General features: G+C 67.4%; 24 protein-coding genes. 7 read left to right on the top strand and 17 right to left on the bottom strand.

Annotation, left to right across the window (positions count from 1 at the left end):
* The first annotated feature begins 3 nt into the window (after positions 1–3).
* The 4 genes from HV766_RS04335 to HV766_RS04320 all read left to right on the top strand — a co-directional run bounded on the left by HV766_RS04335 (position 4) and on the right by HV766_RS04320 (position 3,177).
* Positions 4–441 carry a RidA family protein gene (locus HV766_RS04335; protein ID WP_119452004.1) on the top strand — a complete coding sequence of 146 codons (438 nt, stop codon included), beginning with the start codon at positions 4–6 and terminating at the stop codon, positions 439–441.
* A 6-nt stretch (positions 442–447) separates the two neighbouring features.
* Positions 448–1,416, top strand: coding sequence for a LysR substrate-binding domain-containing protein (locus HV766_RS04330; protein ID WP_054451910.1), 969 nt, complete (start codon positions 448–450; stop codon positions 1,414–1,416).
* A gap of 139 nt (positions 1,417–1,555) precedes the next feature.
* On the top strand, positions 1,556–2,107 hold the full coding sequence (locus HV766_RS04325; RefSeq protein WP_119452003.1) for a 3-hydroxyanthranilate 3,4-dioxygenase: 552 nt from the start codon (positions 1,556–1,558) through the stop codon (positions 2,105–2,107).
* A 68-nt stretch (positions 2,108–2,175) separates the two neighbouring features.
* Positions 2,176–3,177: an amidohydrolase family protein gene (locus tag HV766_RS04320; protein ID WP_125472468.1), complete on the top strand. Its 1,002-nt coding sequence runs from the start codon at positions 2,176–2,178 to the stop codon at positions 3,175–3,177.
* A 28-nt stretch (positions 3,178–3,205) separates the two neighbouring features.
* On the opposite strand, the gene HV766_RS04315 is transcribed toward HV766_RS04320, so the two are convergent.
* The 11 genes from HV766_RS04315 to HV766_RS04265 all read right to left on the bottom strand — a co-directional run bounded on the left by HV766_RS04315 (position 3,206) and on the right by HV766_RS04265 (position 15,352).
* The gene (locus HV766_RS04315) at positions 3,206–4,270 is read right to left on the bottom strand and encodes an Ldh family oxidoreductase (protein ID WP_175180626.1); all 1,065 of its coding nucleotides are present in this window, start codon (positions 4,268–4,270) and stop codon (positions 3,206–3,208) included.
* 40 nt (positions 4,271–4,310) lie between these two features.
* The gene (locus HV766_RS04310) at positions 4,311–5,873 is read right to left on the bottom strand and encodes a mannitol dehydrogenase family protein (protein WP_175180625.1); all 1,563 of its coding nucleotides are present in this window, start codon (positions 5,871–5,873) and stop codon (positions 4,311–4,313) included.
* Positions 5,874–5,876: 3 nt separating this feature from the next.
* On the bottom strand, positions 5,877–7,088 hold the full coding sequence (manD, locus tag HV766_RS04305; protein WP_054451915.1) for a D-mannonate dehydratase ManD: 1,212 nt from the start codon (positions 7,086–7,088) through the stop codon (positions 5,877–5,879).
* Between the two features lie 46 nt (positions 7,089–7,134).
* Complete coding sequence (locus HV766_RS04300; RefSeq protein WP_119451998.1) at positions 7,135–8,670, bottom strand: UxaA family hydrolase; 1,536 nt, start codon at positions 8,668–8,670, stop codon at positions 7,135–7,137.
* A 26-nt stretch (positions 8,671–8,696) separates the two neighbouring features.
* Positions 8,697–9,563 (bottom strand): fumarylacetoacetate hydrolase family protein, encoded by an 867-nt coding sequence (locus HV766_RS04295; protein ID WP_054451917.1) that lies wholly within the window; start codon positions 9,561–9,563, stop codon positions 8,697–8,699.
* A gap of 29 nt (positions 9,564–9,592) precedes the next feature.
* Positions 9,593–10,339, bottom strand: a complete 747-nt coding sequence (locus HV766_RS04290; RefSeq protein WP_054451918.1) for an SDR family oxidoreductase — start codon at positions 10,337–10,339, stop codon at positions 9,593–9,595.
* A gap of 13 nt (positions 10,340–10,352) precedes the next feature.
* Positions 10,353–11,759: a TRAP transporter large permease gene (locus tag HV766_RS04285; RefSeq protein ID WP_125472474.1), complete on the bottom strand. Its 1,407-nt coding sequence runs from the start codon at positions 11,757–11,759 to the stop codon at positions 10,353–10,355.
* Between the two features lie 44 nt (positions 11,760–11,803).
* Positions 11,804–12,430, bottom strand: a complete 627-nt coding sequence (locus HV766_RS04280) for a TRAP transporter small permease (protein ID WP_125472475.1) — start codon at positions 12,428–12,430, stop codon at positions 11,804–11,806.
* 63 nt (positions 12,431–12,493) lie between these two features.
* Positions 12,494–13,468: a sialic acid TRAP transporter substrate-binding protein SiaP gene (locus HV766_RS04275; protein WP_054451920.1), complete on the bottom strand. Its 975-nt coding sequence runs from the start codon at positions 13,466–13,468 to the stop codon at positions 12,494–12,496.
* Positions 13,469–13,530: 62 nt separating this feature from the next.
* The gene (locus HV766_RS04270) at positions 13,531–14,601 is read right to left on the bottom strand and encodes an L-idonate 5-dehydrogenase (protein ID WP_342357251.1); all 1,071 of its coding nucleotides are present in this window, start codon (positions 14,599–14,601) and stop codon (positions 13,531–13,533) included.
* A 13-nt stretch (positions 14,602–14,614) separates the two neighbouring features.
* Positions 14,615–15,352, bottom strand: coding sequence for a FadR/GntR family transcriptional regulator (locus HV766_RS04265; RefSeq protein WP_175160383.1), 738 nt, complete (start codon positions 15,350–15,352; stop codon positions 14,615–14,617).
* 182 nt (positions 15,353–15,534) lie between these two features.
* Here HV766_RS04265 and HV766_RS04260 point away from each other — a divergent pair, with 182 nt between their 5' ends.
* From HV766_RS04260 to pyrF, 3 genes are read left to right on the top strand one after another with little or no spacing between them, the layout of a single operon-like run.
* Positions 15,535–15,933 (top strand): diacylglycerol kinase, encoded by a 399-nt coding sequence (locus HV766_RS04260; protein WP_054451923.1) that lies wholly within the window; start codon positions 15,535–15,537, stop codon positions 15,931–15,933.
* A gap of 49 nt (positions 15,934–15,982) precedes the next feature.
* Positions 15,983–17,302 (top strand): NAD(P)/FAD-dependent oxidoreductase, encoded by a 1,320-nt coding sequence (locus HV766_RS04255; RefSeq protein WP_054451924.1) that lies wholly within the window; start codon positions 15,983–15,985, stop codon positions 17,300–17,302.
* 6 nt (positions 17,303–17,308) lie between these two features.
* Positions 17,309–18,127, top strand: a complete 819-nt coding sequence (pyrF, locus tag HV766_RS04250; protein WP_054451925.1) for an orotidine-5'-phosphate decarboxylase — start codon at positions 17,309–17,311, stop codon at positions 18,125–18,127.
* Between the two features lie 45 nt (positions 18,128–18,172).
* On the opposite strand, the gene HV766_RS04245 is transcribed toward pyrF, so the two are convergent.
* The 6 genes from HV766_RS04245 to ribBA all read right to left on the bottom strand — a co-directional run bounded on the left by HV766_RS04245 (position 18,173) and on the right by ribBA (position 22,671).
* Entirely contained in the window at positions 18,173–18,739 is a 567-nt protein-coding gene (locus HV766_RS04245) for a CinA family protein (protein WP_054451926.1), read from the bottom strand.
* Positions 18,736–19,242 (bottom strand): phosphatidylglycerophosphatase A family protein, encoded by a 507-nt coding sequence (locus tag HV766_RS04240; RefSeq protein WP_054452311.1) that lies wholly within the window; start codon positions 19,240–19,242, stop codon positions 18,736–18,738. Before HV766_RS04240 ends, HV766_RS04245 begins: the two co-directional genes overlap by 4 nt.
* 56 nt (positions 19,243–19,298) lie before the next feature.
* Complete coding sequence (gene thiL, locus HV766_RS04235; RefSeq protein WP_119451993.1) at positions 19,299–20,264, bottom strand: thiamine-phosphate kinase; 966 nt, start codon at positions 20,262–20,264, stop codon at positions 19,299–19,301.
* Between the two features lie 227 nt (positions 20,265–20,491).
* The gene (gene nusB, locus HV766_RS04230; protein ID WP_054451928.1) at positions 20,492–20,986 is read right to left on the bottom strand and encodes a transcription antitermination factor NusB; all 495 of its coding nucleotides are present in this window, start codon (positions 20,984–20,986) and stop codon (positions 20,492–20,494) included.
* Positions 20,955–21,485 carry a 6,7-dimethyl-8-ribityllumazine synthase gene (gene ribH / locus HV766_RS04225; protein ID WP_006391339.1) on the bottom strand — a complete coding sequence of 177 codons (531 nt, stop codon included), beginning with the start codon at positions 21,483–21,485 and terminating at the stop codon, positions 20,955–20,957. Before ribH ends, nusB begins: the two co-directional genes overlap by 32 nt.
* A gap of 10 nt (positions 21,486–21,495) precedes the next feature.
* Positions 21,496–22,671: a bifunctional 3,4-dihydroxy-2-butanone-4-phosphate synthase/GTP cyclohydrolase II gene (gene ribBA / locus HV766_RS04220; RefSeq protein ID WP_054451929.1), complete on the bottom strand. Its 1,176-nt coding sequence runs from the start codon at positions 22,669–22,671 to the stop codon at positions 21,496–21,498.
* Positions 22,672–22,770: the final 99 nt, after the last annotated feature.

Genomic DNA, 22,770 nt, shown 5'->3' with positions numbered 1-22,770 from the left:
GCGATGAACCAACCCCAGCCCGGCGTCAGCGCCACCGTCGTCGCCGGCAAGGCCACGCCCCGCGGCAAGTATCCGCACATCAAGCGCGCGGGCGATTTCCTGTATGTCTCCGGCACCAGCTCCCGCTTGCCCGACAACCGCATCGCGGGCGCCGAGGTCGACGCCATGGGCACCGCCACGCTGGACATCCGGGTGCAGACGCGCGCCGTCATCGAGAACATTCGCGACATCCTGGCCACGGCCGATGCGACGCTGGCCGACGTGGTCGAGATCAGCACCTTCCTCGTCAACATGAATGATTTCGGCGGCTACAACCAGGTGTACGGCGAGTACTTCGACTCCGACGGTCCGGCCCGTACCACCGTCGCCGTGCATCAGCTGCCGCACCCGCAGCTGCTGATCGAGATCAAGGCGGTCGCCTACAAGCCGCAAGTGCGCTAGCGACGCATGTCGGACTTCCGCATCACGCCCAACGCGCTCAGCCGCAAGCTGAAGCTGCACCAATTGCAGGTGTTCGAGCGCGTGCTGGCATGCCGTTCGCTGTCGCGCGCCGCCAGCGAGCTGCATCTGACCCAGCCCACCGTCACCAAGGCCATCCACGAACTGGAGTCCTTCTTCGGCGCGTCGTTGTTCGACCGTTCCAACCGCGGCGTGACGCCGACGGAGCTGGCCGTGGTGCTGGGCCGCCGGGTCCAGGCCATGATGGCCGAGATCCGCTACATGGCCGACGACATCGACGCGGTGCTGGGCGGGGCCAGCGGCCATGTGGTGGTGGGTACGCTCATCGCTGCGTCGGCCAAGCTGCTGCCCGAGGCGATTGCGCGCCTGATGACCGCGCACCCCGGCATCCAGGTCAGCGTGCGCGAAGGGCCGACCTCCCAGTTGCTGCCGGCGCTGGCCACGGGCGACCTGGACATCGTGGTGGGCCGCCTGCCCGGCGCCGACATGGCATCGATCTCCGGCGTGGCGGTGGACCATCACAAGCTGTACCGCGAGGAGCTGTGCCTGGTGGCGCGCGCCGCCCATCCCCTGGCCGGCGCGCCGTCCGCACCGCTGGCCGCGCTGACCGATCACATCTGGATCCTGCCCGCCGCCAGCTCGCCGCTGCGCGCTTCGATCGAGCGCAGCTTCCTGGACGCCGGCCTGCGCCTGCCGGCCCGGCATGTCGAATCGCTATCGCTCCTGACCAATATCGGCGTGCTCATGCACAGCGACGCGCTGGCGCTGCTGCCTTACGACGCGGCAGCGCCGTTCCTGGCCACGGGCATGCTCGCGCGCCTGCCCACCGACGCCTTCGGCGCATTCGGCGACGTGGGCTACTCGGTGCGCGCGGACCGCCCGCTGACGCCGGCCTGCCAGCGCCTGGTGGACCATCTGAAGCAGATCGCGGCGCAGCGCGCTGAAGCCGTCGGTTGACAGACAGGTCAGGGTTATCCCGCCATAGACAAGCCGCATACCCGGCGGCGTAATTTCTATTGTGCAGGCCCGCAAGGTCCCGCCTAGACTGCGGGCTATGGGGCAGCCCCGGTCCGCCCCCAGACTTCCGGAGATCCGCATGCCTGCCTATGGCCCGCCGTTGAACTTCCAGCGCTGGATAGACGACCACGCGCACCTGCTCAAGCCACCGGTCGGCAACCAGCAGATCTGGCAGGACGCCGACTTCATCGTCACCGTGGTCGGCGGCCCGAACCACCGCACCGACTACCACGACGACCCGCTGGAAGAGTTCTTCTACCAATTGCGCGGCAACGCCTGGCTGTCGCTGTGGGTGGACGGCAAGCCCGAGCGCGTGGATCTGAAGGAAGGCGATATTTTCCTTCTGCCGCCGCACGTGCGGCATTCGCCGCAACGACCCGAGACCGACAGCGCCTGCCTGGTCATCGAACGCCAGCGCCCTGAAGGCCTGCTGGACGGCTTCGAATGGTATTGCCCGCAATGCCGCAGCCTGGTGCACCGCGTGGAGGTACAGCTCAAGAGCATCGTGACCGACCTGCCGCCGCTGTTCCAGGCCTTTTATTCCAGCACCGAGAAACGCACCTGTCCCAGCTGCGGCGAGATCCATCCGGGCAAGGGGCATGCGCCCTCCGCGCAGGCGGCCCCGGCCTAGGGGCGGTTCCTTTTGCCCGATCTTGCGCCACACCGCCACGCGCCCGACCGACTTCTTTTCCTTTGCACATGACCCAGAAAATCGACATGCACGCGCACTTCTTCCCGCCGATCACCCGGCAGGAAGCGGCGGCGCTGGACCCCGTCAACGCGCCCTGGCTGCGGCTGGACGGCGACGGTTCGAGCGGCCAGATCATGGCGGGTGACCGCCCGTTCCGCCCGGTGGACGCCACCTTGTGGGACCCGGCCCTGCGCCTGGAACAGATGGACCGCAACGGCGTAGACCTGCAGATCCTCTGTGCGACGCCCATCATGTTCGGCTACTCCTATCCGGCCCGGGCCGCCGCCGACTGGGCGGCGCGCATGAACGACCTGGCGCTGGAACACTGCGCCCATGCGCCAGCGCGCCTGAAGGCGCTGGCGCAGGTGCCGCTGCAGGATCTGGAGCTGGCCTGCAAGGAAGCGTCGCGCGCCCGCGCCGCCGGCCACCTGGGCGTGCAGATCGGCAACCACGTCGGCCCGCGCGACCTGGACGACGAGACCCTGGTGCAGTTCCTGATCCACTGCGCCAACGATCACATCCCGGTGCTGGTGCATCCCTGGGACATGATGACCGACGGCCGCATGAAGAAATGGATGTTGCCGTGGCTGGTCTCCATGCCCGCTGAAACCCAGCTGGGCATCCTGTCGCTGATCCTGTCCGGCGCATTCGAGCGCATCCCGCGCAGCCTGAAGCTCTGTTTCGCGCACGGCGGCGGCAGCTTCGCCTTCCTGCTGGGCCGCGTGGACAATGCCTGGCGCCATCGCGACATCATCCGCCAGGACTGTCCGCAGCTGCCCTCTTCGTACACCGACCGCTTCTACACCGACAGCGCGGTGTTCGACCCGCGCGCGCTGCGCCTGCTGATCGACGTAATGGGCGAAGACCGGGTGCTGCTGGGTTCCGACTACCCCTATCCCCTGGGCGAACAGGAAGTGGGCAAGCTGGTGACCCACGCTGGCCTGCTGCCGGACGTGCAGCAGAAGATTCTGAGCCGCAACACGATGGAGTTCTTCGGCCTGGTCCGCTGACGCTTCCTGCGTAGCGGGACGGCTGCGCTCAGGCCTGGCCGTCCAGCGGTGTGAACGGCGGCAGCGCAAGCCCCAACCTGGCGCTCCATTCGGCCATTTCGGCCTTCAAGGCCGGCGGCACCGGAATCCCCGCGGCCTGGCGCTGCGCCTGCGAGGCCAGTTCGGGATCGCCCGGCATGCATGGCGAACCGGGCTGCGCCGCCAGTTCGGCCGCCATGCCCGCCACCACGGCGGCCAACGTCGCGCCGCCCGCGAACCGAGCGGGATCGATGACGATGAAAAACGCCCCCAGTTCGCGCGGACGATCCAACTGCTCGTACATGGGACCGATGTGCGGTCCATGGGGATTGCCGTTGAGCGGCCCGCATAAGAGCTCGACCATCATCGCCAAGCCGTAGCCTTTGTGGCCGTAGTCGCCGCCCAAGGGCGTCAAGGCGCGGACACGCTCCGCGTCGGTCACGCTATGCCCCGCGGCATCCAGCGCTACGCCCGCGGGCAGTTCCGCGCCATCACGACGCGCGTTCATGACCCGGTTCCACGGGATTGAAGTCGTCGCCATGTCCAGGCACAGCGGCTCGCCATCCTGTCTGGGGAAAGCGAAAGAAATGGGATTGGTGCCGAAATACGGTTGCCGGCCGCCGAACGGTGCGGCAATGGAATCGGAATGCGTGTAGGCCATGCCGATCAGCCCTTGCCGAGCAGCCGCGCGCGTGTACAGGCCGATGGCTCCGCAATGCGAAGAGTCGCTGACGCCGACGGCGCCCACGCCCGCCTCGCGCGCCAGCGCCATGGCCGTCTCGTTGGCCCGGTGCGCCACCACGATGCCATGGCCCCTGCCGCCATGCACCTGCGCACAAGCCGCCCCGCTCTGCTCGATACGGATTTGTGGCCGCGCCAGGATGGAGCCATGGACGACCCGGTTCAGGTAGTGCGGCAGCCGCGCGATGCCATGCGAGTCAATGCCCCACAGGCTGGTCTGCGCCAGGCTGGACGCCAGGCAGTGGCCGTCGTCGTCATTGAAATCCAGGACCCGCAAGCACGCTTCGCCCCATTCCTGCCAATGCGCCGCGCCCACGCCTTCCGACCTTGCCATGCTGCGCTCCTTATGGATGCTGGCGGCGCGCCGCCAGCGGTCAAGCGGCCGGCACGGGCTGCGCCGAGTCTTCCCTCGCCGCGTCCTGCTCCAGCGCCTCCAGCGCGCCCAGCACGCCGAGCGTCCGCAGGCGTTCCAGCTGCAGGGCCAGCGCCTCGACAAATACGGGCTTGCTGCCCAGGTCGCCGAAAACAGGCCGGAATCCCGCCATCACCGTGGCGCGCCGATGCGCTGCCTGGGAGGGAGCCGAAGCCGTTGCGGCCACCTCGGCGCGCGCCAGCAGTTTGGCAAGCGCGCCGGCCAGCGGATCCTGGATGGCATAAGTGTTGCCCTGCTCGTCGTATCCGCGCAGGTAATGCAGCCAGGCGGCTACGGACATGGCCAGCCGGCTGAAATCGTCGCCCCGTTGCTTGCGGTCGCGGATGGCGGCCAGCAGGCGCTGCGGCACCTTCTGCGAACCATCCATCGCGACCTGCCGGGTGAGGTGAGGCAGCGCCGGATTGGACACCCGCGCCAGGAAGCGCTGGCGATACTCATCCAGCCCTGATCCCGGAACGCCGCGCAGCGTGGGCGCAAGCTCCAGCCGCATCATGTCGTCCACATAGCGGCGCAGCGCCGGCGTCGCGGCGGCTTCGCTATTGGTGCGCAGACCCAGCATCGAGCCCAGGTACGCGAACGCGGAATGCGGCGCGTTGACCATGCGCAGCTTCAGGCGTTCGTACGGCGCCGCGTTGCGCACAAAGTTCGCGCCGGCCGCGTCCCAGGCAGGCCTGCCGGCCGCGAACTTGTCCTCGATGACCCAGTTGAGGAAGGGTTCACCCACCACCGGCCAGGCGTCCTCGAATCCCAGGCGCTCTGCCACGCGCGCGCGGTCTTCGTCCTGCGTGCCCGGCACGATGCGGTCCACCATGGAATTCGGAAAAGTGCAGTTGTTGTCGATCCATGCGGTCAGGCCCACGTCGACCCGCAAGGCGAAGGCCAGCACCAGGCTGCGCAGCGTGTCACCGTTGGCGTGCAGGTTGTCGCAGGACAGCAGCGTGACGGGGGGCAAGCTGCGTTCGCGCCGCAGCGCCAGGCCGTACACCAGGATGCCGATGGTGCTGCGCGGCCTGACCGGATGCGCAAGGTCGTGCACGATGTCCGGGTCATCCCAGCGCAGGTGGCCGGTGGACGGTTCGTGGCTGTAGCCCTTCTCGGTGACGGTCAGGCTGACGATGCGCGTCTGGGCGGACGCGATGCGCTCCAGCACCGCCTGGGGATCTTCCTCGGCCACCACGACCCGCAACACAGACCCGACCACCCGCAACTGTTCCCGCAACTGCCCATCCGGGCCGGCGTCGCGCAGCGCCAGGGTGTACAGGCCGTCCTGCGGCGTCAGCGCGTCGCGCGTGGCGGGGCTGCGCAGCGAAACGCCCACGATGCCCCAACTCAGGTCCCCGCTGGCGGCCATGGCCAGGTCCGTCACCACCGCCTGGTGGGCGCGGTGGAAAGCGCCTATGCCCAGATGCACGATGCCGGGCGTGACCCGGCTGCGGTCATAGGCGGGAGATTCCACGTCCTCGGGCAGATGCGCCAGGGACTCCGAATTCAAACGTTCGAGCATGGATTACCAGTGCCATAGTGCGCCATCATGCGCCTGCCGGTTGACCGGCAGGTAGGCGCGTTGGTAGGGATATCTGGCGGCGAGCTTTTCGTCGATGTCGACACCATGGCCCGGCGCGTCGCCAGGGTATAGCATGCCCTGATTGAAGCTGTAAGCATGGGGAAACACTGCGTCCGTTTCGTCCGTGTGCCGCATGTACTCCTGGATGCCGAAATTCGGCACCCACAGGTCGAAATGCAGAGCGGCTCCCATGCAGGCTGGCGACAGGTCGGTGGCGCCATGGCAGCCGGTCCGCACCTGATAGAGCGCGGCCAGATCGGCAATGCGGCGCAGATGCGTGATGCCGCCCGCATGCACCACCGTGGCGCGGATGTAGTCGATCAGCTGGTTTTCGATCAGGTCCTTGCAGTCCCAGATGGTGTTGAAGACTTCGCCCACCGCGATCGGCGTGACCGTGTGCTGGCGGATCAGCCGGAAGGCTTCCTGGTTTTCCGCGGGCGTGGCGTCCTCCATCCAGAACAGGCGGTAGGGCTCCAGCGACTTGCCCAGGCGGCCGGCCTCGATGGGCGTGAGCCGGTGATGCACATCGTGCAGCAGATGGGTGTCCCAGCCCACTGCGTCGCGCACCCGCTGGAACAGGCGCGGCGCGTGGTCCAGATACTTTTCCGTGGACCAATCATGCTCGGAGGGCAAGGACCCGTCGGCGGGTTCGTAGAACATGCGGCCGCGCCCCACGCCATAGACCGAGTTCAGGCCCGGCACCCCGCTTTGCGCGCGGATGGCCAGATAGCCCATCTCGCGGTAGCGCAGCACCTCGTCCACGGTTTCGTCGATGTCGCGGCCATTGGCGTGGCCGTAGACCATGACGCCCGAACGGCTCTTGCCGCCCAGCAACTGGTACAGCGGCATGCCTGCGGCCTTGGCCTTGATGTCCCACAAGGCCGTGTCCACGGCGGCGATCGCGGACATGGTGACCGGACCGCGCCGCCAATATGCGCCGCGGTACAGGTACTGCCAGATATCCTCGATCTGCTGCGGATCGCGGCCGATGAGGCAGGGAATCACGTGCTCGGTCAGGTAGGCCGCCACGGCCAGCTCACGGCCATTGAGCGTGGCATCGCCGATGCCGTACAGGCCTTCATCGGTTTCGATCTTCAAGGTAACGAAATTGCGGCCGGGGCTGCAGACGATGACGCGCGCTTGGGTAATCTTCATGAATGGTCCTGTGGAATGCTGGAAACCCCTGGCCGACGCCGGGCGCCTACATCACCGCGCCCAACTGCCAAGGCACGAACTCGTTCTGGCCGTAGCCATGTTCCTCGCTGCGCGTGCGCCGGCCCGAGGCTGTTTCCAGCATCAGACGGAATATGCGCTCGCCCATGCCGGCCACGCTTTGCGCGCCGTCAACCACTTCGCCGCAATTGATGTCGATGTCATCGGACTGCCGTTGCCACAGCGCCGTGTTGGTCGACAGCTTCAAGGACGGCGCGGGCGCACAGCCGTAGGCCGAGCCGCGGCCGGTGGTGAAGCAGATCAGGTTGGCGCCGCCCGCGACCTGGCCGGTGGCGGACACCGGGTCGTAGCCCGGCGTATCCATGAACACCAACCCGCGCGCCCTCACCGTTTCGGCGTATTCGTACACGTCGGCCAGGCGGGTCGTGCCGCTCTTGGCGATGGCGCCCAGGGATTTCTCCAGGATGGTGGTCAGCCCGCCCGCCTTGTTGCCGGCCGAGGGGTTGTTGTCCATTTCCGCATCGTTGCGGGCGCAGTAGTCCTCCCACCAGCGCAGCCGGGCCAGCAGCTTGGCCGCGACTTCGGGCGTGGCGGCGCGCCGGGTCAGCAGGTGCTCGCCGCCATAGATCTCCGGCGTCTCCGACAGGATGGCGCTGCCGCCATGGCGTACCAGCAGGTCCACTGCGGCGCCCAGCGCCGGATTGGCGCTGATGCCCGAATAGCCGTCGGACCCGCCGCATTGCAGGCCCACGGTCAACATGCTTGCAGGCACTGGCTGGCGCTGGACGCGGTCGGCCTGCGCCAGCATGGCGCGCACCAGTTCAATGCCATGCTCCACGGTCTTGCGCGTGCCGCCGGTCTCCTGGATGTTGAAGGTATGCAGCAAGCCGCTCTCGCGCAGCCCCTCCTGCTCCATCAGGCCGCCGATCTGGTTGGTTTCGCAGCCCAGGCCCAGCACCAGCAGCCCCGCGAAATTGGGATGGCGGGCGTAGCCGCCCAGCGTGCGGCGCAAGAGGCGCAGCGGTTCGCCCTCGCTGCCCGTGGCACAGCCGGCGCCATGCGTCAGCGCCACCACTCCGTCCACGTTGGGATAGGCCGCCAGCGCGTCCGGATGGATATCGCGACGGAAATGGTCGGCGATCGCGCGCGCGGCGGTGGCCGAACAGTTCACGCTGGTGAGGATGCCGATGTAGTTGCGCGTGGCGACGCGGCCGTCGGCGCGCACGATGCCGTCGAACTGCGCGGGCGCGTCGACGTAATCGGTGGCGCGCGCGTCGACGCCCACGGCGTAATCGCGCTCGAAGTCGGAGAACTCCAGGTTGTGCGTGTGGACATGCGCGCCGGGCGCGATGTCGCAGCGCGCGACACCGATGATCTGGTTGTAGCGGCGCACCGGCTCGCCCGCGGCGATGGCGCGCGTTGCCACCTTGTGCCCTGGCGGCACCAGGCCGCGCACGACGACGTCTTCGCCAGCCAGGCGCGTGCCGCCGGCCAGCTGGCGCCTGGCGATCACCACATTGTCCGCCGGGTGGATGCGTATGACGGCGGTATCGGTTTCAGACATGAATGCCTCCTGGCGTTCTCGCGCCGCTAACCGTCGATCAGCGCAGGATCCCAGGCGTGGACGCGCTGCTGCTGTTCGCCCAGGCCGGCAATGCCCAGCCGCATCTCGTCGCCGGCCTTCAGGTACACGGGCGCCGGCTTCTGGCCCATGCCCACGCCCGGCGGCGTGCCGGTGCTGATCAGGTCTCCCGGGTACAGGGTCATGAAGCGGCTGACGTAGGACACCAGTTGCGCCACGCCGAACACCATGGTGCGGGTGCTGCCGTTCTGATAGCGCTTGCCATTGACGTCCAGCCACATGTCCAGCGCCTGCGGGTCGGCGATCTCGTCGGCGGTGACCAGCCACGGGCCGACCGGGCCGAAGGTATCGCAGCCCTTGCCCTTGTCCCAGGTACCGCCGCGCTCGATCTGGTATTCACGCTCGGACACGTCGTTGACCACGCAATAACCGGCCACGTGCTTCATGGCGTCCGCCTCGCTGACGTAGCGGGCCCGCTCGCCGATCACCACGCCCAGCTCGACTTCCCAGTCGGTCTTGACGGAGTCCTGCGGCAGCACCACAGGATCGTTGCAGCCGACCACGGCCGAGGTGGGCTTCATGAAGACCACAGGCTCGGCCGGCACCGGCAGGCCCGACTCCGCTGCGTGGTCGGCGTAGTTCAGACCGATGCAGATGAACTTGCCCATGCCGCTCCAGGGTGGAGCCAGGCGGCCCGGGCGATCCACCAGCGGCAGGCTGGCCGGGTCCAGCGCGCGCAGCGGCGCAAGGCCGGCGCGCGTGAGCGTGGCGGCGCCTATGTCCGGCAGGACCGCCGACAGGTCCCGCACCTGCCCGCGGGCGTCCAGCATTCCGGGCTTCTCCGCGCCTTTCGCACCATAGCGCAACAGTTTCATCGCATGTTCCTCATGTGTGTAGTAAATGTTCAGTTCGACCAGCCGCCGTCGATGACCTGGGCGGTGCCGGTGGTGAAGGCGGACTCGTCGCTGGCAAGGTACACCGCCAGCAGGGCGATTTCCTCGGCGCTGCCGATGCGGCCCATGGGCTGGCGGGCGACGAAGGCGGCCTCCACCGCGGCCAGCGTCTGCCCGCCGGCGCTGGCCTGCGCCTCGATGCGCTGGCGCAGCGAAGGCGATTCCACCGTGCCCGGGCAGATGGCGTTGCAGCGTATGCCCTGCCCCACGTAGTCCGCGGCCACGGACTTGGTCAGCCCGATCACCGCCGCCTTGGTGGCGCCGTAGACGCAGCGGTTGGGCGCGCCCTTGATGCTGGACGCCACCGAGGCCATGTTGACGATGGAGCCGCCGCCCCGCGCCAGCATGCCGGGCAGGCAGGCGCGGATCATGCGGTACATGGATTTCACATTCAGTTCGAACGAGAAATCCCAGGCCTTTTCGTCGCAGTCCAGGATGGTTCCAGCATGCACGAAACCGGCGCCGTTGAACAGCGCGTCCACCGGCCCCGCCTCGGCGACCAGCGCGCCGATGGCGGCTGCGTCGGTCACGTCCAGCGTGCGGCGCCGGCATCCCGCCAGCGTCTCCAGCGCCCCGCCGTTGATGTCCAGCGCCAGCACGTCGGCGCCTTCGCGGACGTAGGCCTCGGCCACGGCGCGGCCTATGCCTTGACCAGCAGCGGTAACGATGGCGGTCTTGCCTTGCAGCCTTCCAGTCATGACGTCTTCCTTTTTACTTGGCCATGCCCATGGCGGTGGGCAGCCAGAGTGTGATCTGGGGGATATAGGTAATGGCGATCAACGCCAGGAACAGCGGCACCAGCCACGGCAGGATCGCGACCGTGGTCCGTTCCACCGACAGCTTGGACACGCGCGCCAGCACGAACAGCACCATGCCCATGGGCGGATGCAGCAGGCCGATCATCAGGTTCAGCGTCATGATCAGGCCGAAATGGATCGGGTCGATGCCGAGCTTGAGCACGATGGGCAGCAGGATAGGCACCAGGATGGTGATGGCGGCGATAGTGTCGATGAAGCAGCCCACGATCAGGATCAGGACGTTGGCCATCAGCAGGAACACCCATTTGTTCTGGGTCACGCTGAGTATGCCGTCGGTCAGCGCCTGGGCCGCCTGGGTGGTGGTCAGCAACCACGCGAACACCGAGGCTGCTGTGACGATGAACAGCACCGACGCCGTGGTCTCGATGGTGTCGAAAGTCGCCTTGGCCAAGGTCCGCAAGGTCATGGAGCGATAGCGCACCAGTCCCAGGAACAACGCCCATATCACCGCGGCCACCGCGGCCTCCGTGGGCGTGAACCAGCCCAGCGTCATGCCGCCGATCAGGATGACGGGCGCCATCAGCGCCATCACCGCCGAAAAGTTGTAGCGCCAGTCCAGCGCCAGCAACACGGCAAAGGCGATGCCTGCTGCCAGGTTCGCCGACATGCCGGCCTCGGTCATGAGCCAGATCGCCAGCGGGAACGCCAGCACGATGCCGACTTCCAGCCCGGCGGCGCCCAGGCGCTTCCAGTCGAAGGACACGTCGCCGCCCCAGTTGTTGCGGCGCGCGTAATAGGCCACGGTCAGCATCATCAGCACGGTCAGGACCGCGCCGGGAATCAGGCCGGCCAGGAACAGCGAGCCGATCGACACGTTGGCCATCATGCCGTAGATGACGAAGGGCAGCGACGGCGGAATGATGGGACCCAGCGTGGCCGAGGCGGCCGTCACCCCCACCGCGAACTCGGTTTCGTAGCCGTGATCCTTCATGGCCTTGATTTCGATGGTGCCCAGGCCCGCGGCGTCGGCAATGGCCGTACCCGACATGCCGGCGAACACCACCGAACCGATGATGTTCACCTGCCCCAGTCCGCCGCGCATCCAGCCCACCAGCGCAACCGCGAAGTTATAGATGCGGCCGGTGATGCCCGCGATGTTCATCAGGTTGCCGGCCAGGATGAAGAACGGCACGGCCAGCAGGGGGAAGGACTCCACCCCCGCGATCATGCGCTGCGCCACCACCACGTCGGGCACGCTGCCCGAAATCAGCACGAACAGCAGCGATGCGCCTGCCATGGCCACCGCCACCGGCAGGCCGAAGATCATCAACAGCAGAAAGGTTCCGATCAGTATGCCCATGTCTCGCTTCCGGTTGTCGTTGTCGGATTCCGGGGCCGCCCCGGCTAGTCCTGCGACTCGTAGGCCGCGGGGTTTTCCAGGATGGAGTAGCCCTGGCGCCAATTGCAGATCGACACCTGCACCGAGCGCAGGAACATCAGGACGAATCCCGCCAACGCCATCCAGTAGACATAGGCCTTGTTCCAGAACAGCGTGGTCATGGGCTCGTCGCCCACCAGCGCGATGTAGCGGTAGGTGAGCCACACCGCATAACCGAAGAACGCCGTGCGCAGCAGGTCGATGACGGTGGCCAGCGTGCGACCGACAGGGCGCGGCAGGTAGCGGTACAGGAAATCCACCTGGATGTGGCGGCAGGCGCGCACGCACATGGCCGAGCCTATGAACACCACGCCGATCAGGCAATAGACGGCCAGTTCCTCGGTCCAGGCGTAGGAGTCGTTAAGCACATAGCGCGAAAAGAACTGCAGGAAGACCAGCAGCGCCATGGTCCAGAAAATACCCAGGCAGATCCAGTCCTCGGGCTGGTAGCCCGCCAGGCTGACCTCGTGATGATCGGCTTCCTCGAAACTCTGGACGATCTCCTGCGCCGTGGCGGGCGGCTGGTGCCCCGCGGGATGGACAGGGTTGTTGCTGGCGGCCGCCATCACGGCGGCCTTGGCATCGGAATGCATGGCGTTCCCCTTGTGCGGAGTCGGACGGGTCGATGCGGGGCCGCGGGGCGGCCCCGGGCGCGCTTACTTCACGGCCTGGATCCGTTCCCAATCCGATTTTTCGTAGCCGTACTGCTTGAACGGCACTTTCTCCAGCACGGTGTCGCGGAAGTCCTGGACGTTCACCTCCGCCACGTTCAGGCCGCGCTTGCGAAACACCTCGACCATCTTCTTCTCGCTTTCGGCGACCTCGGCGGAAGCCTTCTCGGCCGCCTGCTGCGCCACTTCGGCAAAGATCTTCTTGTCTTCGTCGGACAGGCTCTTCCACAGCTTGCCCGAGATCACCGTGTTCAGGTGATCGACGATATGGCCGGTGAGGATGATGTTCTTCTGCACTTCGTAGAACTTCTTGGCCTCGATGGTGGTGAGCGGGTTCTCCTGCGCCTCAACGGTGCCGTTCTGCAAAGCCAGGTAGACCTCGGCGAAGGCGATCGGCGCGGTGTTGGCCCCGCAGGCGCGCGGCATGGCCAGATAGGCGGCCACGTCAGGCACGCGGATCTTCAGGCCCTTCATTTCGGAACACTTGGTGAATGGTCGGTTGGACGTGGTCTGGCGCGTGCCGTAGTAGGTGGTGGCGACGATGTGGTTGCCGCTTTTCTCGTCGTAGCCGCGCGTGAGTTCCTTGTAGATATCGCTCTTCGTGTAGGCGATCAGGTGCTCGGGATTGCGGAAGATGTAGGGGTAGTAGGTGACGCCGATACGGGGAAAGCTCTTGGCCGCGAAGCTGGAGCCGGAGATGATCATGTCCACCGTACCGAGGGTCAGGCCCTGGTTGATGTCGTTTTCCTTGCCCAGCTGCGAGGCCGGGTATACGTCGATCTGGTAACGGCCGTTGGTGCGCTTGCCGATTTCCTGCGCCGCCCAGACGGAGGCGGTATGGAAGGGTTCGGATGTTTCGTACACGTGGGCCCACTTGAGCTTGGTTTGCGCCACTACGCTGCCGCTGGCGGCGAGCGCCAGGGCGGCAACCAGCGCCTTGACGGCGTTGCCTAGGTTCATGTCGTCTCCTCGTTGTTTTTTGAATGCCCGGCGTGGCGGCCCATGGTGAGCCGCCAGCGGGGTCACGCTTCAACTACAAGTTGCACCTTGGTACTGCGACTGCGATCCGCCGCCAGCTCGAAGGCCTCGAACGCCTGCGACAACGGCAACTGCGCGCTCATCAGGGGCCGCACGTCCACCTTGCGCGTACGCAGGTAGGACACGGCCCAATCGAACTCCACGCCCGCGCGGAACGCGCCGACGTAGTCGAGCTCCCGCGCCATGATGTTGTTGGCCGGAAACGCAATGCCCTCGGCGGGCAACGTTCCCACTTGCACGATGCGGCCGCCGCGCCGCGTCGCCGTCAGGCAGGTCGCCAGCGCCGCCGGGCTGCCGGCGGCCTCGATGCTGATGTCGGCGATATCGGTCAGATCGGCGGGCGCGAGCTGGTCGCTGCGCACGGCCAGGTCGGCGCCGACCTGGCGCGCCATGTCCAGCGGCCGGTCGGCCACGTCCGCCACGGTCACGTGGGCCGCGCCCGCCAGCCTGGCAGCGAGCACGGTCATGCAACCTATGGTGCCGCCGCCCGTCACCAGCACGCGCTTGCCCATCATGGGACCCGCCCGGTTGACGCCATGCAGGCCGATGGACAGCGGCTCGGCACAGGCGATCTCGCCCAGCGTAACGTCTGCTTCCGGCACCGGCGTGAGTTGGCGTTCGCCCATGACGAAGCGCTCGCGGAACATGCCTTGCACGTGCGGATAGATGCTGGCGCTGCCGAGAAAGCGCATGTTGCGGCAAAGATTGTCGCGGCCGGCGCGGCAGTAATCGCAGCCGCCGCAAGGATGGGAAGGATTGATGGCGACCTTCATGCCCGGCGCCACCGACCGCACGGCATCGCCCGTGCGCAGCACGACGCCCGACGCCTCATGACCGGGGATGAGGGGTTCGCGGATGACGAAGGCCCCCACGCGGCCATGCAGGAAATAGTGCAGGTCGGATCCGCAGATGCCCGCGGCGCCCAGCCTCAGCTCCACCTCGTGCGGCGCCAGCGGCGCGACTTCGTCCGGTTCCAGGCGCAAGTCGCGCGCCCCGTGGATGCGACAGGCCAGCGTCATGGCGACTTGCTCCTTGGCGTTCCGAACATCGGGCATCTGCGTGCGATGCTCATGATTCCGTCTGCTCCCGGCTATCCAAGAGCTGACCGGACGCGTCCGCGCCGGGCCAGCTTGCGGTAAGACGGTCGTGCGAGCAGGCCAGATGGTGGTGCATGGCGGCGCGCGCGCCGCGGTCGTCGCCAGCGCGGATGGCGTCGATCACCTTGCGGTGCTCAGCGATGGCGGCAGCCCAGCTGGACGGATTCTCGAAGTAGTCGCCCAGCTTCACGGACAGCGGATTGTGGCGCTCGTCGAACAGTTCGCTCACCACGCGCACCAGCACGGCGTTGTTCGCCATCTCGGCCACGCGCAGATGGAACAGGCGGTCTCCGCGGATCGGCACGTTGCCGGCCAGCGCCTCGTCTTCCATGGTGCCGACGGCTTCGGCCAGCCCATCCACCAGCGCGGGCGTGTTGCGCAACGCGGCCTGCGCGGCCAGCTCGCCCTCGATCACCTGGCGGGCCCGTATGGTTTCCAGAGGGCTCTCTGCCGTCAAGCTGGCGCGCGGTCCGCCGGCCAGGCTTTGCACATACACGCCCGAACCCATGCGGACTTCCACCCAGCCTTCGACCTCCAGCGCGATCAGCGCCTCGCGCACCGAAGGGCGGGACACGCCGAGCTTGAGCGCCAGATCGCGCTCGGGCGGCAGACGCGCGCCGACGGGGAACTCGCCCGACTCGATCAGCAGGCGCAGCTGGTCGGCGATCTGGCGATACAGGCGGCGGGGTTCGATGGTCTGAATGGGCATGGACTACGGTGGCGTCAGTCGGAAATTCAGGCCAAAAGGTAAAGTGGCCTTACCAATTGACCAAATCTTGCGCCCGCGCCGGATACGTCACAATTAGGGTTTGCCCAAAGATGCGTGCGATGGCTTCGCGGGCAATGCATATCTGTTAAAAAGCCGCCACACCCAGCCCATTTTCCGCACCCATGTCACAGAATCCGCATCATTCGCCCTACAAAAGCACCGGGGGCCTGCGCCGCATCCTGAATGCGCTGCGCTACTCCCTGCAGGGTCTGCAGGCCGCGATCAAATACGAGGCGGCTTTCCGCCAGGAGCTGGCGCTGGCCGTCCTGATGATCCCGGCCGCGTTCTTCCTTGGCCGCACGACGGTTGAAGTGTTTTTCCTGGTGGGCACGGTCATCATGGTGCTGGCGGCGGAGCTGCTGAATTCCGCCATCGAGGCGCTGGCCGACGCGCTTTCCGTCGAATCGCACCCGCTCCTGGGGCGGGCCAAGGACCTGGGCAGCGCCGCCGTGATGCTGCTGCTGATCTTCGCCGGGACAGTCTGGGTAGGCGTGGCCATCAGCCGTTTCGTCATGCATTGACACCGCTAGTCATCTCCCGGGAGATGCGCCGCTATTTATACTGGAAGCCATGATGCCTAGATCGACGCCCGACTCCTCTGAGCGCATTGTCATCGTCGGCGGCGGCGCCGGCGGCCTGGAATTGGCGGCCAAGCTGGGCCGCGTACATGGCCGGCAGCACATCACGCTGGTCGACAGCCGCCCCTTCCATATCTGGAAGCCCTCGCTGCACGAAGCGGCCGCCGGCACGCTGGACATCCACCAGGAAGGCCTGTCCTACCTGATGCTGGCCCACATGAACGGGTTTTCGTTCGCGCAGGGCCGCCTGGAACACATCGACCGCGAGCAGCGCCGCATCACCGTGGACGCGGTGAACGACGCGCAAGGCCAGGAAGTCCTGCCACGCCGCGAGCTCGCCTACGACACGCTGGTCCTGGCTCTGGGCAGCACGTCCAACTTCTTCAATACGCCCGGCGCGGCCGAACATGCGGTCACGCTGGATTCCACCGAAAACGCGGAGCAGTTCCGCCTGACCATGCTCAAGGCCATGGCCCTGGTGGATCAGGCCAAGGTGCGCAATCCCTCGGCCCGCCTGGATCTGGTGATCGTGGGTGGCGGGGCCACCGGCGTCGAGCTGGCCGTGGAGCTGGTCGAGGCCAGCCACGTGGTCAGCGCCTACGGCCTGCCGAATTTCCGCGCCGAACGCGATCTGGCCATCACCCTGGTGGAAGGCGCCCCGCGCATCCTGTCGGCCCTACCCGAGAAGATCTCGGTCGCGGCCACCAACCGCCTGACGGAACTGGGCATCCGGGTGGAAGCGTCCTGCCGGGTCTCGGAAGTCACCGCCGACAGCGTCAAGACGGCCGACGGCCGCGAGTTCCCGGCCCAGCTCTGCATGTGGGCGGCAGGCATCCAGGGCCCGGCCCTGCTGGCCGGCCTGGACCTGCCGCTGAACAGGGTGGGCCAGGTGGAGGTGAACGAACGGCTGGAAACCGCCGATCCGCACATCCTGGCGCTGGGCGACTGCTGCGCCGCGCCGTGGCGCGACGGCCGCAGCGTGCCGGCCCGCGCGCAAGCCGCGCACCAGCAGGCCGACTATCTGGCCAAGAAACTCACCGCGCGCCTGCGCCATACGCCCGAGCCCACCACGCCCTATGTCTACGAGGACCATGGCTCGCTGGTGTCGCTGGGCCAGGACGCTGGCGTCGGCAGCCTGATGGGCAAGCTGGCCGGACGAGGACTGTTCGTAAGCGGTACACTGGCACGCCTGATGTACATGAGCCTGCACCTGATGCACCACAAAGCGGTGCTCGGCATCTCGCGTACCGCCTCCCTTGCCCTGGCCCGCCTGCTCATGCGGCGCACGCGCCCGCGGGTCAAACTGCACTGAACTCCCATGAATTTCCTGCAAAAACTCGAACACGCCTGGACCACCAGCAACTCGCTCCTGCAAGTCGGGCTGGATCCCGACCCGCAGCGCTTCCCCCGCGAACTGCAGGACAAGCCCGACGCCATCTTCCAGTTCTGCCGCGACATCGTGGACGCCACCGCGCCCTATGCCTGCAGCTTCAAGCCGCAGATCGCCTACTTCGCCGCCCATCGCGCCGAAGACCAGCTGGAAGCGCTGTGCCAGCACATCCGCGAAAAACACCCTGACCTGCCCATCGTGCTGGACGCCAAGCGCGGCGACATCGGCTCCACCGCCGAGAACTACGCCCGCGAAGCCTACGAACGCTACCAGGCGCACGCGCTGACGGTCAGCCCCTACATGGGCCTGGACTCGGTCGAGCCCTATCTGGCGTGGCGCGACCGCGGCGTGATCGTGCTGTGCCGCACCTCCAACCCCGGCGGTTCGGACCTGCAATTCCTGAAGATGGACAATGGCGAGCCGCTGTACCTGCACGTCGCAGGCCTGGTCGCCGACAAGTGGAACGCCAATGGCCAGTGCGGCCTGGTGGTGGGCGCGACCTTCCCGAATGAGCTGGCCGCGGTGCGCGCACGCATCGGCGACGCGGTGCCCCTGCTGGTGCCAGGTATCGGCGCCCAGGGCGGCGACATCACCGCCACCGTGAACGCCGGCGCCAACGCGGCCCGCAGCGGCATGATGATCAACTCGTCCCGCGCCATCATCTACGCCAGCGGCGGCGACGACTGGCGCGAGGCCGCCGGCACGGCGGCCAAGGGCCTGCGCGACGCGATCAACGCAGTGCGCTGATCCGGGGCATGGGGGCCGGCAGCCCCCTGCCGCGCAATCCGTTTCTCAGCGCCGGTTGACCGGCGCGCCCAACAATTCCAGCAACCCGCGCAGCGCGTAGTCCACCGCCGCCTGGCGCACCTGCGCACGGTCGCCGGGGAACACGTGCGTGACGGCGCGACTGCTGATGCCTTCGCCCGAACGTTGCGCAAAGCCGAAGCACACCATGCCCACCGGCTTGCCCGGCGTCGCGCCGCCCGGCCCGGCGATGCCGGTCGTGGACACCGCCACATGCGCGGCGGGAGACGCCAGCAGCACGCCGTTGGCCATCTCCAGCGCCACCGGTTCACTGACGGCGCCGAAGTGGTGCAAGGCGTCGGGCGATACGTCCAGTTCAGCAACCTTGGCCTCGTTGCTGTAGGTCACGAAGCCGCGCTCGAACCAGTCGCTGGAACCGGCCACCGCCGTCATCGCGCCGGCCAGGAGGCCTCCGGTGCAGGATTCGGCCGTGCCCAGCATCCAGCCCTTGCGCCGCAGCGTTTCGCCCAGCCGTTCAACCAGCGCCAGCGAAGTGGCTTGCGCCAGTTGTTCGGCCGACAGATTGGGCCGGGTGCTTTCTTGTTGTCCGCTCATCCCAAGACTCCTGTGCGCACGACCAGCGCCATGACCAGCAGGGCGTATCCGGCCGCCACGATATCGTCCCACATCACGCCGAAACCGCCTTTGATATGGGCGTCAAAGAACTTGATGGGAGGCGGCTTGACGATGTCGAACGTGCGGAACAGCACGAACGCCAGCGCCTGCGGCAACCAGCCCGCGGGCGTCAGCCAGAGCACCAGCCAGAACGCCACCATCTCGTCCCAGACCATTCCGACATGATCCGACTGCTGGAGTTCACGCCCGACGCGATGGCAGGCCCAGCAGCCATACAAAAAAGCCAGCGCCAGGAATGCGCCGATCGCCCAATCCGAGGCTGCGGGCGCGGCGGCGACCCAGATCGCCCAGGCCAGCAGCGTGCCCCAGGTACCGGAGGCCGGCCGGATCAGGCCGCTGCCAAAGCCAAAGGCGATGAGCCGGCCCGGATCGCGGCAGACCCAGGACAGCGGCGGGTATGCGGTCCGGGCTCGGTCGCGCATGGAGGTGGGACGGTTGTCGGTCGACGGCATGGGTATGCGGGTTGGGACGCGGCGGATCAGGCCGCGGGAAAGTGATCGAAACCGGCCGGCAGCTCGGCGAGAGGCTGGCCCTGGCCGTCCAGCACGGACAGGCCCGGCTGCGCCTGGATCTGCCCCACGCGGGTCACGCGCGCGCCGGCCGCAGCCGCCGCCGCAAGCACGGCCTCGCGCCGGGAGGCGGGCGCGGTGAAGCATAGCTGGTAGACGTCGCCGCCGCCCAGCACCGCGCGGCGCAGCGGCGCTTCTTGCAAGCCAGCCAGGGCGGGCGACACAGGCATCGCGGCGTAATGCAACATGGCACCCACGCTGCTGGCAGCCAGGATATGACCCAGGTCCTGCAGCAGTCCGTCGGAAATGTCGATGGCGGCATGGGCGATGCCGCGCAAGGCCAGGCCCAGCGCGACCTGAGGCTCAGGCCATTCCAGCGCGCCGCGCGTCGCCGCCAGCAGCGCCGCGTCAGAGGGGTATTGCCCGTCCAGCAGGCGGTAGGCCACGTCGGCCGCCCCCAGCTCGCCGGACACCCAAATGTCGTCGCCAGCCCGGGCGCCATCGCGGCGCAAGGCCTGCCCGGCCGGCACGGCGCCGAACACAGTGACGCTGATGGCAAGGTCATGCGCGCTGCGCGTCGTATCGCCGCCGATCAGCGGGCAACCGTGAGCCGCAGCCAGCGCATGGAAGCCTGCGGCAAAAGCCGCAAGCCAGGGCTCGTCCAGCCGCGGCAAGGCCAGGCCCAGCACGCAGCCGATGGGGCGTGCGCCCATTGCAGCAAGGTCGGAAAGGTTCACCGCCAGGGCCTTATGCCCCAGCGCTTGCGGATCCACATCGGGAAAGAAATGGCGGCCTTCCAGCAGCAGGTCCGTGCTGGTGGCCACCTGTTCGCCGGGCGGGACCGGGAACAGGGCGCAATCATCGCCCACGCCCAGCAGGCCGGCAGGGGCCGCGCGGGTGAAATAGCGCGCGATCAGATCAAATTCGGACGCCAAGGCAACTCCGCAGTCCGGCACGGCAGGCCGGCATTGAAACCTACGGGGGCTTGCCGCCCCCACAAATCATGCGGCGCCCCGCACAACCAGGAAGAAACCCCAACCCACTCCTCACGCGGCAAGAAACAGGTGCCCCCCAAATCCGGGCCGCGCGGATCCGGCTCTGCCGGTCCGCAGCGGCGCCCCCCTGGGGGGGAAGCGCGCAGCGCTTCGGGGGGGAGAGGAAGCTACCTCTTGTTGACTTCGTGGGCGCGGACGTCGGCCGCCAGCTTGTCGAGCACGCCGTTGACGAACTTGAAGCCATCGGTGCCGCCGAACGACTTGGCCAGTTCGACGGCTTCATTGATGGCGACCTTGTACGGCACTTCGACGTGATGAATCAGTTCGAAGCTGCCGATCAGCAGGATGCCATGCTCGACAGGCGACAGTTCGGCCAGCGGACGGTCGACGTAGGGCGTGAAACGCTCACGCAGCGCTGGCGCTTCGCGCAGCACGCCATGCAGCAAGGTCTTGAACCACTGCGCGTCGGCCTCGGAAAAATCCTCGGTGTCGCGCAGATGGGCGTCGATCTCGCCGGCGTCCTGCGTGCCTTCGCCGCCGCGCAGCAGCCACGCGTACACGCCCTGCAGGGCGAATTCGCGTGCGCGGCGGCGCGCGCTGCGCGCGTTGGCGCGGGCCTGCGCCGCGCTATCAGCGCTGGTCGTCGTCTTCTTCGTCGTCAAAATCTTCGTCCTCGTCTTCGTCGTCTTCGTCTTCTTCCTCGGGTTCCAGGGCCGCCACCAGGTTGGCCATTTCAACGGCCACCTGGGCGCAATCGCGGCCCTTGCCGGCCGCGCGCGCCTGCGCCTGCTCGTCGGTGTCGACGGTCAGCACGCCGTTGGCGACGGGGATGCCGGTTTCCAGGGAAATACGGGTGATTGCAGTGGCCATTTCATTGCTGACCACTTCAAAGTGATAGGTCTCGCCGCGGATGACCGCGCCCAGCGCGATCAGGGCGTCGAATTCAAACGTTTCGGCCATATGGGACAGGGCCACGCCCAGTTCCAGGGCGCCGGGAACGGTGGCGACCATCACGTCGCGCTCGTCCACGCCCAGTTCGGCCAGTTCCTTCAGGCACGCTTCGAGTTCGGCCTGGCCGATTTCTTCATTGAAGCGGGCGCGTACGATGCCGATGTGCAGCCCTTCGCCGTTCAGGTCGGGGGTAAGGATGTAAGGGTTCATAGGTCGGCCTTCAGTGTGTTGCGGGAGTATTCGGAGGGTCGCAATCGTAACCCGTAATGGTGAGCGAGAAGCCCGCCATGCTGGGCATCTTGCGCGGCCGGGCCAGCAGCTTCATCTGGCCTACGTTCAGGTCACGCAGAATCTGGGCGCCAATCCCGTAGGTACGCAGGCCGTAGCGGTCCGCGTTGCCGGGGTTGGCCTGGGCCTTGGAGTCGTTCCAGCCGGCGATCTGGCCAAACAGGTGTTCCGTGGACGACTGGCAGTTCATCAGCACCAGCACGCCGGCGGGCGAGGCCGCGATGGCCTGCAAGGCCTGCGCCACGCCCCAGCTGTGCGGGCTGGCGCCGGTGTCCAGCACGTCCAGCACGGAGGCCGGCTCGTGCACGCGCACCAGCGTCTCGGCGTCGGGAGTCACGTTACCATGCACCAGCGCCAAATGGGCGGAGCCGGTGGCGGCGTCTTCATAGGCCACGGCCTCGAATTCGCCCCAGGCGGTCTGCATGGTGCGCTTGCCCACGCGCTTGACGATGGATTCGTGTTCGCTACGGTACTGGATCAGGTCGGCGATGGTGCCGATCTTCAGGCCGTGTTCGCGGGCGAACTGCACCAGGTCCGGCAGGCGGGCCATGGTGCCGTCCGGCTTGAGGATTTCACAGATCACGGCGGCGGGCGTCAGGCCGGCCATGGCGGTCAGGTCGCAGCCCGCCTCGGTGTGGCCGGCACGGACCAGCACGCCACCGGGCACGGCGCGCACCGGGAAGATGTGGCCGGGCTGGACCAGGTCCGCGGGCTTGGCGTCGCGCGCCACCGCCACCTGGATGGTGCGGGCGCGGTCGGCGGCCGAAATGCCGGTCTCGACGCCTTCGGCGGCCTCGATCGACTGGGTGAAGTTGGTGCCGTAGCGCGTGCCGTTGCGGGCCGCCATCAGGGGCAGGTCCAGTTGGCGGCAGCGCTCTTCGGTCAAGGTCAGGCACACCAGGCCGCGGCCGTGCGTCACCATGAAGTTGATGGCTTCGGGCGTGACGAATTCGGCGGCCATGACCAGGTCGCCCTCGTTTTCACGGTCTTCTTCGTCAACCAGGATGACGATGCGGCCGGCGCGCAGCTCGGCGATGATTTCGGCAACAGAGGCGATGCCGAAGGATTCCGGCTCGGAGCCGGGCAAAGGGGACAACTGGACGGACATGGCGGGCACGTAAACCAGGCGGGAAAGCCCGGATTTTACCGCCCCTGGAGGCGGAACCCCTATCCGGCCCTGCCAGCCCCGCCGGCCGGGGGTGTCCGG

It is taken from the genome of Achromobacter aegrifaciens, from assembly GCF_902859735.1.
GTDB lineage: Bacteria > Pseudomonadota > Gammaproteobacteria > Burkholderiales > Burkholderiaceae_B > Achromobacter > Achromobacter aegrifaciens.
Note: the sequence above shows the minus strand (reverse complement) of the source record. Positions and strands in the feature narration are given on the sequence as shown.